Origin of the sequence: Sulfobacillus harzensis, from assembly GCF_012933365.1 — a bacterium.
Lineage (GTDB): Bacteria > Bacillota > Sulfobacillia > Sulfobacillales > Sulfobacillaceae > Sulfobacillus_B > Sulfobacillus_B harzensis.
This window is the reverse complement of the sequence record NZ_JABBVZ010000129.1, coordinates 1-8309: the sequence shown is the minus strand read 5'-3', so window position 1 is coordinate 8309 and position 8309 is coordinate 1. Positions and strand designations below refer to the sequence as shown.

The following is an 8309-nucleotide window of genomic DNA, read 5'->3' as shown; positions in this document are numbered from 1 at the left end:
CCCCGCTCAAGTTGGCCCCGCGCAAGTCGGCCACGCTCAAGTCGGCCCCGCTCAAGTCGGCCCTGCTCAAGTCGGCCACGAGCAAGACGGCCCCGCTCAAGTTGGCCCCGCTCAAGTTGGCCCCGCGCAAGTCGGCCACGCTCAAGTCGGCCCCGCTCAAGTCGGCCCTGCTCAAGTCGGCCACGAGCAAGACGGCCCCGCTCAAGTTGGCCCCGCTCAAGTTGGCCCCGCGCAAGTCGGTCGCGCTCAAGTCGGCCCCGCTCAAGTTGGCCTCGCGCAAGTCGGCCACGCTCAAGTCGGCCCTGCTCAAGACGGCTTTTTTACCTTCTTTCTCATTTGACAACCATTTTTTATGATCATCCAAAATGATTTGCAGTTTCTCTTTATCCATCATTCTTCTCCCTTCAAGTAAGGTGCCGTAACTGCCTCATACAACGCGCTAAAGAGCTTCTGAGTCTTATCCAGTTGCGGCGAAGCCCCACCACTAGCGCCCATAACCAGAAGTCCCACAACCTCACCCATCGTCATGCCCTGAGCCTATCCATACAAAAAATCCCTCCCGCAGTCGAACCGGAGGGAAGCTGTGCATTCCGCAGCACAAGATAATTCTACACTATCCGCCAAGAAACTTCCTTTCCTCTTTTTCCCAAATCTGCTTGAACTCTTCCTCAGTAATCTCAATCCCCTTATCAACCATGTAGCCCCACGCCTTAACCCTGAGCCACTGGGCAGCTTCAGGCCGACTCATCTTCCTCAGCTTGGCCCTAGCCTTAATCATCTCCATCCTGCGCGGCAGGCGGGTACCTACGAAGGTCGCCATCGCTAGCACCCCGCGCTTCTCGCTCGGCGTCATCGCAGAAGGATCTGGGAAACATCCCTCAATGGTCGTCCCTGCGCCGTCGGCCTTGGCTTGCAATGTGTCGTACAGGTCCACATCCAACGACCCAATCGCCACCAGACTATCGACCTGTAGCGACGCGTCGAGTCCGGCTTTTTCCAGTCCCCGTGGAAACAACATGACGTGAGACGCGCCGACCACCGCCGTCCTCATGGCGGTGATGGCTTCTTCTTCCGGCTCTGGCTCTATAAACGATAGGGTCCATGGTTCATGTATGGGTGTCGGATGTTAATCGATGAATCTAATAACCTCGCCAGTCCACAGCCGAGCAATGCCTCACGGTAAGATTGAGTGGATGAGTGGAAAAGGATATCGGCTGCCTCAACGACCTTACTACTCACGGCTGGTGGTGCAGCATTTGTGTAACAGGTTTCTGCTTCGGCAAAAAGTTCTTGTAATGTCTCTAGCGCTTTCGGGTAGTCTAACTTCGCCTTTGCCTTCGCCATATCAATAGTTCATCCACAGGGATTCTTGGCGGGGTGTTTTCGTGGAATGGCACTGCTTCACCGGAGCGTCATATCTTCTCCACCCTTGGTACCAGGTATCCATTTCGTCGCAACGATATCCCGATATGGCCACTTTGCCCATACATTGATTTAATACGTCAGCCAAGTCGTGATGCTGTTGAGTATCCATCTCAAAACTGTAGGCTTTAGTATCACCTCGTGTCTTATGCAAATAAGGCGGATCACAGTAAAATAGAGTGTCAGGGCTATCATACAAGCGAATCACATCAATAGCCGGCCGGTTCTCTATCTGCACCCTAAGCAAGCGTTCTGCAATTTCAGCTAAGCCCTCGACACCACCGAGCCAGCGCGACACCACTCCAGACATTCCCGATCGGCTGGTGTTTTTACAGTTCGCCCAACGACCCAACGTCGCAGTTTGGGCTAATCCTGTACGAGCCTGTCTAGCCCGAATGTAGAATCGTCGTGCGCGTTCCAGGTCATTGATGCCTTGGGTGCTTCCGTTAATGGCCCGATGAAATTCCTCGCGTGAGAAAGGTGTCAGTGCAATGGCGCTGATAAGCTCGTCTGAGCGATCGCGCAACACCCGAAAGAAATTCACGACATCTCCGTCAATGTCGTTATATGTCTCTACTGGAGAGGGTTCACGGTTTAAAAGCACTGCGCCGGACCCTGCAAACGGTTCACAATAATGGTGGGCCTTCGGGAGCAGAGGCATTAACCACTCTAGATGGCTAAACTTGCCTCCGTACCATCCAAACACAATTCGGCGGGTCCGCATCGGCCTCTTTAGAATAACAACATTTTCAAATTGCTCATCCGTTTCCAAATAGATTGGTGACGGAGAACGACCCGCACCATGGTTGCCTATCTCAGGCTTTTTTGCTGTTTTTGCCATACTTGTCCTCCTGCTATAGTTGCCTTTTGACGCTTACGCAGATTCAGTACTCTTCTGAATGGCCTCACGTAATGTCTCCACCGTTCGGGCAAGATCAATGACAAAGGAAAATACGGCTTGGCCCGGCTGCCGCAATACCGACATCACGTCTTCGCCGTGCTTTTCAAAGACATCCACCCCGTTTGTGACGAGATACGTTTCCGGAAGGGGCTGTTCTAACCCACGCATCTCTCGCAGGACGGTCACTACTTTTCGCAAGGAGTGTAGGCTAATGCCTGCGTCCCGGAACTGGGCCGCCACGCGCAAGGCCACGAGATCACGAAAACTGTATATCCGGCGGCTTCCGGTTCCATGTGCCCCGACAACGCTCGGTGACACAAACCCGCTATGATCCCAGAAGTGCAACGTTTTCGCCCCTATGCCGGTCAGCCGCTCGACTTGGGCGGTGGAGTACCCCTCCGTACCCATCGACAATCCCTCCTTTGCCTCTCAGGCCAAGGCTCTCGGTTTAGTCGACCGCCGCCAGCGCGGTGTGCCGCACCAGCATGAGTCCCCGCACTTCGACATGGACAACCCGGTGCGGTTGCAAATCCATCCGAACAAATTGCATCCCGTGGAGCGGAAACTGTATGTCCGGCTCTAACCACTTCCAGAGCTCTGCCACCTTAGCCGCATCCAATACCCGTTGGCTATCAGGCCGGACGCACACGCCGTCATCGGTGATGTCCAGATGGGCCCACCGCAGAAAGCCCGCATCGTGGTCGATCACCAGCGACGCCTCCCGCGGGTGCGCTGGCAATCCCCACGCGGGAAACATATCTCGCAATCGATTCCATAACTCGTCGCTCGTCACGGCAGCAATCGTTGCCGTGTCACCGCTTCTTAGGGCCATTGGCCGGTCGTCCACGGGCGGACACTCCACAGGCTTAACATCCGGCAGAACTTGCCGTACCGAAGGGGAGTCGGGTTGACTACCACCGGATTTATACGGTACGTCTCGCGTACCGAAACCGTCGAACACCCCTGATGGCATCGATTTTACAATATCTTCATCATCGAGACAATCCGCCCCACGGGTTTTGGCGAACGAATTTTCCTCTTCACGGATCAGGCAAAGCTAAGTATGATCATAAATAGACAAATTTCAGCGAAACTGCATAAGCCCATTATCAACTCATCGCCCGTGCCGCGGCTTGTGATAGACCGTCGCGCCATTCGGCTGTTCTTCCATGAGGTGTTGCGCCGCCGCATCCTCCAATTCGGGAAAGGTCCACACGCCCTCACAGCGTGGGCAGCGGCCTTCTGCCGCCCGAATCCGCAATTGCAATCGCGTCTGACACAGCGGACAGACGACGCCTCCAGGATAGTAGCGTTTCAGGCTCTCGGGCAACCGGGGCCGCGTGGCGTCTTGGGCCTCGGCCAAGGCCAGCCGTTCGGCCAGGGTCCACACACGCGGCGGATCATGGCGATAACACACGACTTCCTTGTGGCCTAGATCAACCAGCGCCCATTGATGGCAATCGGGACAGCGATTCTTGTCAAAGGGCCCCAGGGGCGGAAAGCGCGTTAGGAAGGCTTGCACATCAGGATCGAGGGTATACATCGCGCTCATCGGCTCCCTCCAGAACGCGCCACGTGGCGCGTGCAGTCAAAATCACAGGACACCGACTCACAGCCCGTGCGCCCAGCCGCCGCGCCTTGGGGAAGTCGGAGTCCAAACACGAAGAATCGCCCGGCCCGCAGCCAGACGATTCGATACTCCTATTATAGCAGGTAAGAAGGGTCTGTCACGTCCCTTTACCATCCTTTTACCGTCCTTTTACCGCCTAATTTTTGTCCTCGCTTTCGTCGGCTAAAGGATCGCCGTACCAGAGCGCTTCCAAATCGGCCAGTAGCTCCTCTTCAAATCGCAGGACTTTCTTGACCGAATCTGGCACATACCCCCGAAACCGATCCCCGTCGGCCAAGAAGTTGCGCGCCACCTGCTCGTACGTCGCGCCTTCCCACCAGCGCCATTGGACGAACCAGCGTTGCACGTCGGTCAGCGTGGTCCACCAATCCCAGAATTGAAAGAGACGGTCGGTCAGTCGCGTGATGGTGGCACTGAGCTGATCGCGTTGCGCCTGCAAGCGTTCGAGTATGGCTTCGCGACTGATGACAATGCGTAGCGTAGGATTGCTCGCCATCGCCACCGCCGCATGCGGCATGCCGTCAATACGGGCGGACGCCACGCTATCCGTGGGCAAGTGGATGGGCTCAAGATTGCGATAGTATTCTTCCCGCGTGAGTTCCAGGAAGCGGGCGTGCTCTTTGGGATAGTCTTTCAGCCGTTGCACCAATTGGCGGCGATGCGGAATCGGTGAGGTCATCGGGGTCTCCTTTCACCAAAAAAGGCCGACAGCGCCCCGGGAAGGAGCGTGTCAGCCTCGCCTTATGCGATGACTGCGGGGTGAACTTAGCCTTTACGCACAGAACTTGCTTCAAACGCACTACGGGCTCGATGAGGTCCGCCTGGGCCGCGATTACCGCGTCCACATCTTTGTAAGCCGCCGGGATCTCATCAATCACCGCCGAATCTTTGCGGCTCTCGACGCCTGCCGTCTGCGCGATCAGATCGTCCACGGTAAACTGCTTTTTGGCCTGGTTCCGACTCATGCGTCGTCCGGCCCCGTGCGAACAGGAGTAATAGGAATCGGGGTTCCCCTTCCCGCGCACGATGTAACTGGCCGTCCCCATAGAGCCGGGCACAATACCATATTCGCCTTCGCGGGCTGACACTGCTCCCTTGCGCGTCACATAGACGCCCTCCCCGAATTGTTCAACGTAATTATGATGGCAGTTCACCGTTTGAGTGACCGTCGTGCCATCGGGCAAGAACAGAATCAATGCGTTCCAGAGGAGCGCCAACATCGCTTCCCGATTCATCCGCGCATAATCTTGCGCCCACCAGAGCGCCGTCAAATACGCATGAAATGCTCCCGATCCCTCCGCGAGCCACGCCAGGTCTTTATCGGGCAACACATCGCCCCGCGTTTCCGCCTCCTGCCGAGCTTGACTGATGGCGACCTCGGCCAACGTCTTTCCGACATTGCGCGAACCCGAATGCAACATCAGCCAGACATAGCCGTCATCGCCTGTTTGCACTTCGATGAAGTGATTGCCGCCACCCAGCGTGCCAATTTGCTTCCAAGCCACCGCTTCCGTCTTGTGGCGCGGATTATGCGGAATTTGCGCATGAAGTGCTAACCCATTAAACCGCTCGCGTAACGCACGGAGTTTGGCCTCAAATGGCGTGTGCGTTCCCAGCTGCAGGACTTTATCCAGCATTCGCTCGTTATCATGCGCGTTGAACCCCACAGGAATGGCCGCTTCGATAGCGGAGCGCCAGTCGGCCAAGTTGTCGGGTAACTGTTCAATCCGCATGGACGTTTGTAATGCGGCCATGCCGCACCCCAAATCCACGCCGACCGCTGCCGGGATAATCGCCCCGCGCGTGGGGATCACACTGCCCACCGTGGCACCTTTGCCCCAATGCACGTCGGGCATGATCGCGATATGTCCGGCGAGTATCGGCAATTGAGCCATCGCTTTAATTTGGGCATAGGCTTGCGACTCAATGGGCGTCTGATCCGACACCCACATTTTGACGTTCTCCATATTCGCGTTCCCCTTTCTATCCCACCCGCGTCTTCTCGTGGACTTCCACCCATTCGGGCTCGCCGTCCACCACTTTAATCACGACTTCGCCATATTGGATGCGTTTCAACGCCTCGGCCGCTTTCGCGAGGGCCGTCTGGCGGGTTAAGGGCACTTTGTCAGGCATCGCGATTCCCCCATTTCTGATACGTCCGGTGCCAGCCGCATTTTGTGCAGGTCGCGCTCACCGTGATGCCACTGGCGTTCAAGGTCCGTCCGCGCGCCCGGACTCTCGCAATTAGGCTTCCTCTGGGTGCCCCTCATATTCCCCGCACCAATCGAGCGCCCCGACAGCGGGAAAACCGCGTTCCATTGGCGCATGCCGATGACACTCACTCCTTAGATCGTTGGGTTGCACAAAGAAACGGCAGGTTTCGCACGTAGGTGGGAGGGGCACTGCCGTTGGCGGCGTCGGCACGAGAACGGGTTCGGCAATACCAAACACCGGCTTCGTGAGGCCGATTGAATCCTCGAGCTTTATTTCGCCCGTCTGCGCGGCATTGTGTGCCTGCGCGGTCGTCAGTTTCTTCTCAGGCATGGGATACCTCGCTTTCTGTGCCCGTTATGGGCATGAGCCGCGCATGCACGATCTCCTGCGCGGTGTAAGTCGTCGTCACGGCCCCGTCCACCACTTGGTGATAGCCGCCGTCGGGTTGCCGTTGGATCGTCGCGGGGTCGAGCGGCCAGAGCGCACCTTGCGCGTCCACTTCAAAATAGGTCGTCTGAAAGGCGGTGGTATTCATCGTTTTTCCTCGCTTTCTGCGGTCTCCCGCACTAACGCATCCCCCTTGGCTTCCGGTTCCGCTGGTTTCACCCCCACCACTAGATGTACCGTCCACGTGATTGAATTGAGAGTCACCGCTTGCACCTCCAAGGTACGCGGTAAAGGAAAATGGGGCCGATAATACCAGTCCAACACATCCCGGTTCGCTTGGATCCTCTGTAACTCGGATGGACTACGGCGCCCCGTTTCGGTGACCGCCCACAGCGAGCTATCTGGCCCAACCCTTTGATAAGTGTCATACGCCCCATCCAAATACAGCACAACAAACATCATCGAGTCGTCAGCAGAAACGGGATCTTTCCCAATAACCACGGCTTTTTGAGCTTCCTCTGGTGTCTTACCGATCCCTACCACCATCCCAACATATACCTCGCTGGGCTCTAGGCGCGTTGCACCATTCATCATTGTCACACTCATTTCTTCTCCTCGCTTTCTTCAGCCCACAACTGCAGTAAGACCGTTCCCAGTTCGACCGTACCCGTAGAACAGCAAGGCCACTCCACCAGCCCCTCGTGTGTTGGCGCGGGAATGCCTGGCATTGGAATGAGATCGCCGGGATGCACGACGCTACCCGGACGCGGTAATGGCCGACGAAAGCGAAATAAGGGCTTTCCACAGGTGCGGCAGCGAATATCGGCGTCACTCATCCTTATTCCTCGCTTTCGTCGATGGGCCGCGTCCACAACATGTGCGCGTCCACCTGGACGACTTTATTCTCGGTCAGAGACGGCAGGTAAATCGTGGCCTCTTTCCAGCCATGCTGCTGTCCGAGACGGTCAAAGAGTTGCTTGTGAAATAACATCGCGTCCGCACCAAACCAGTCAAACTCCTGCGGTTCCCAATCCTGCGGCACGACCCGCAAGTGCGCAGTGGTCGTGGTCAGTTCCAACACCGCGTGATTCACCTGGGTGCGCTCGGGAATCTCGGGCCGCGCTTCTCGCAGAGCCTCCCACAGTTCCCAACTCGTCACGATGTGATAGATGATCATCTTCATTCCTCGCTTTCGGTGGGGACGACCGCGTCATCCACCAGGATCACATTGGCGACCGTCTCACCGGATGGCGCGTGGCCTAACCAAAGGATCCAGCCATTGATGACGACCGGCTCATCGGATTCCGATCCGCCGGGCATCACGATCCGTTTGTCGGTCCACGCCCAGTTCAGGGGACCCAAGCGGCTCTCCAGATGCTCCACCACGAGACGTACATTCTCATCGCCGTTCCACGTGTATTGTTGATAACCCCCATCAGCCGTACGCCATTCGTACCAGATCTGATCAGGATGGTTCTCCGGCCGCACATGAAGCCACGCAGCCGCCACGCCGCGGCCGGGTAGGTTAGGGATCACTTCCTGGAGAACGGTCCATAAATCCCGGCTCGTCACCGCATACGCCTTGTTCATCGTGAGTCCTCGCTTTCTTTCCCTTCCCGCAATCCATCGACGGCCACAGCATCGGCTCCTTGGGGTCGGTTCGCCTCCCACGTCGCCACAGCCCGCCATCATTAGCGCCATGACCGCCGCCCATATCGCGATGTCCCGCTTCATGGTTGTGCCTACTGGGCAGCC

Annotated in this window: 15 protein-coding genes; all 15 read right to left on the bottom strand. The window is 57.0% G+C overall.

The features are described from left to right. Positions 1–394, bottom strand: a 394-nt coding sequence (locus HIJ39_RS20150; RefSeq protein WP_169102840.1) for a pentapeptide repeat-containing protein, incomplete at its 3' end; no start/stop codon positions are given. Positions 395–613: 219 nt separating this feature from the next. Next, on the bottom strand, positions 614–1051 hold the full coding sequence (locus HIJ39_RS20145; RefSeq protein WP_169102839.1) for a hypothetical protein: 438 nt from the start codon (positions 1049–1051) through the stop codon (positions 614–616). 294 nt (positions 1052–1345) lie between these two features. Next, on the bottom strand, positions 1346–2263 hold the full coding sequence (locus tag HIJ39_RS20140; RefSeq protein WP_169102838.1) for a DNA adenine methylase: 918 nt from the start codon (positions 2261–2263) through the stop codon (positions 1346–1348). 33 nt (positions 2264–2296) lie between these two features. Next, positions 2297–2731, bottom strand: coding sequence for a helix-turn-helix domain-containing protein (locus tag HIJ39_RS20135; protein WP_169102837.1), 435 nt, complete (start codon positions 2729–2731; stop codon positions 2297–2299). A 40-nt stretch (positions 2732–2771) separates the two neighbouring features. Next, entirely contained in the window at positions 2772–3170 is a 399-nt protein-coding gene (locus HIJ39_RS20130; protein ID WP_169102836.1) for a hypothetical protein, read from the bottom strand. Positions 3171–3437: 267 nt separating this feature from the next. Continuing rightward, positions 3438–3875, bottom strand: a complete 438-nt coding sequence (locus HIJ39_RS20125; protein ID WP_169102835.1) for a hypothetical protein — start codon at positions 3873–3875, stop codon at positions 3438–3440. Positions 3876–4089: 214 nt separating this feature from the next. Beyond that, positions 4090–4632: a hypothetical protein gene (locus HIJ39_RS20120; RefSeq protein WP_169102834.1), complete on the bottom strand. Its 543-nt coding sequence runs from the start codon at positions 4630–4632 to the stop codon at positions 4090–4092. Continuing rightward, the gene (locus tag HIJ39_RS20115) at positions 4520–5920 is read right to left on the bottom strand and encodes an RtcB family protein (protein ID WP_169102833.1); all 1401 of its coding nucleotides are present in this window, start codon (positions 5918–5920) and stop codon (positions 4520–4522) included. The genes HIJ39_RS20120 and HIJ39_RS20115 overlap by 113 nt, the downstream gene beginning before the upstream one ends. 16 nt (positions 5921–5936) lie before the next feature. Next, the gene (locus tag HIJ39_RS20110) at positions 5937–6086 is read right to left on the bottom strand and encodes a DUF2292 domain-containing protein (RefSeq protein ID WP_169102832.1); all 150 of its coding nucleotides are present in this window, start codon (positions 6084–6086) and stop codon (positions 5937–5939) included. A 111-nt stretch (positions 6087–6197) separates the two neighbouring features. After that, a complete protein-coding gene (locus HIJ39_RS20105) occupies positions 6198–6497 on the bottom strand; it encodes a hypothetical protein (protein ID WP_169102831.1) in 300 nt (99 codons plus the stop codon). Beyond that, positions 6490–6702, bottom strand: coding sequence for a hypothetical protein (locus HIJ39_RS20100; protein ID WP_169102830.1), 213 nt, complete (start codon positions 6700–6702; stop codon positions 6490–6492). Before HIJ39_RS20100 ends, HIJ39_RS20105 begins: the two co-directional genes overlap by 8 nt. Next, positions 6699–7160: a hypothetical protein gene (locus HIJ39_RS20095; RefSeq protein WP_169102829.1), complete on the bottom strand. Its 462-nt coding sequence runs from the start codon at positions 7158–7160 to the stop codon at positions 6699–6701. Before HIJ39_RS20095 ends, HIJ39_RS20100 begins: the two co-directional genes overlap by 4 nt. Beyond that, positions 7157–7390 (bottom strand): hypothetical protein, encoded by a 234-nt coding sequence (locus HIJ39_RS20090; protein ID WP_169102828.1) that lies wholly within the window; start codon positions 7388–7390, stop codon positions 7157–7159. Before HIJ39_RS20090 ends, HIJ39_RS20095 begins: the two co-directional genes overlap by 4 nt. 2 nt (positions 7391–7392) lie before the next feature. Next, positions 7393–7731, bottom strand: coding sequence for a hypothetical protein (locus HIJ39_RS20085; RefSeq protein WP_169102827.1), 339 nt, complete (start codon positions 7729–7731; stop codon positions 7393–7395). A 2-nt stretch (positions 7732–7733) separates the two neighbouring features. Continuing rightward, positions 7734–8309, bottom strand: a 576-nt coding sequence (locus tag HIJ39_RS20080) for a hypothetical protein (RefSeq protein ID WP_207711811.1), incomplete at its 5' end; no start/stop codon positions are given.

Coding starts and splice junctions, on each gene's coding strand:
- HIJ39_RS20090 (WP_169102828.1), bottom strand. CDS start 7,390: ATGAGTGACGCCGATATTCGCTGCCGCACCTGTGGAAAGCCCTTATTT.
- HIJ39_RS20115 (WP_169102833.1), bottom strand. CDS start 5,920: ATGGAGAACGTCAAAATGTGGGTGTCGGATCAGACGCCCATTGAGTCG.
- HIJ39_RS20125 (WP_169102835.1), bottom strand. CDS start 3,875: ATGAGCGCGATGTATACCCTCGATCCTGATGTGCAAGCCTTCCTAACG.
- HIJ39_RS20100 (WP_169102830.1), bottom strand. CDS start 6,702: ATGAATACCACCGCCTTTCAGACGACCTATTTTGAAGTGGACGCGCAA.
- HIJ39_RS20085 (WP_169102827.1), bottom strand. CDS start 7,731: ATGATCATCTATCACATCGTGACGAGTTGGGAACTGTGGGAGGCTCTG.
- HIJ39_RS20145 (WP_169102839.1), bottom strand. CDS start 1,051: ATGAGGACGGCGGTGGTCGGCGCGTCTCACGTCATGTTGTTTCCACGG.
- HIJ39_RS20110 (WP_169102832.1), bottom strand. CDS start 6,086: ATGCCTGACAAAGTGCCCTTAACCCGCCAGACGGCCCTCGCGAAAGCG.
- HIJ39_RS20120 (WP_169102834.1), bottom strand. CDS start 4,632: ATGACCTCACCGATTCCGCATCGCCGCCAATTGGTGCAACGGCTGAAA.
- HIJ39_RS20140 (WP_169102838.1), bottom strand. CDS start 2,263: ATGGCAAAAACAGCAAAAAAGCCTGAGATAGGCAACCATGGTGCGGGT.
- HIJ39_RS20095 (WP_169102829.1), bottom strand. CDS start 7,160: ATGAGTGTGACAATGATGAATGGTGCAACGCGCCTAGAGCCCAGCGAG.
- HIJ39_RS20135 (WP_169102837.1), bottom strand. CDS start 2,731: ATGGGTACGGAGGGGTACTCCACCGCCCAAGTCGAGCGGCTGACCGGC.
- HIJ39_RS20105 (WP_169102831.1), bottom strand. CDS start 6,497: ATGCCTGAGAAGAAACTGACGACCGCGCAGGCACACAATGCCGCGCAG.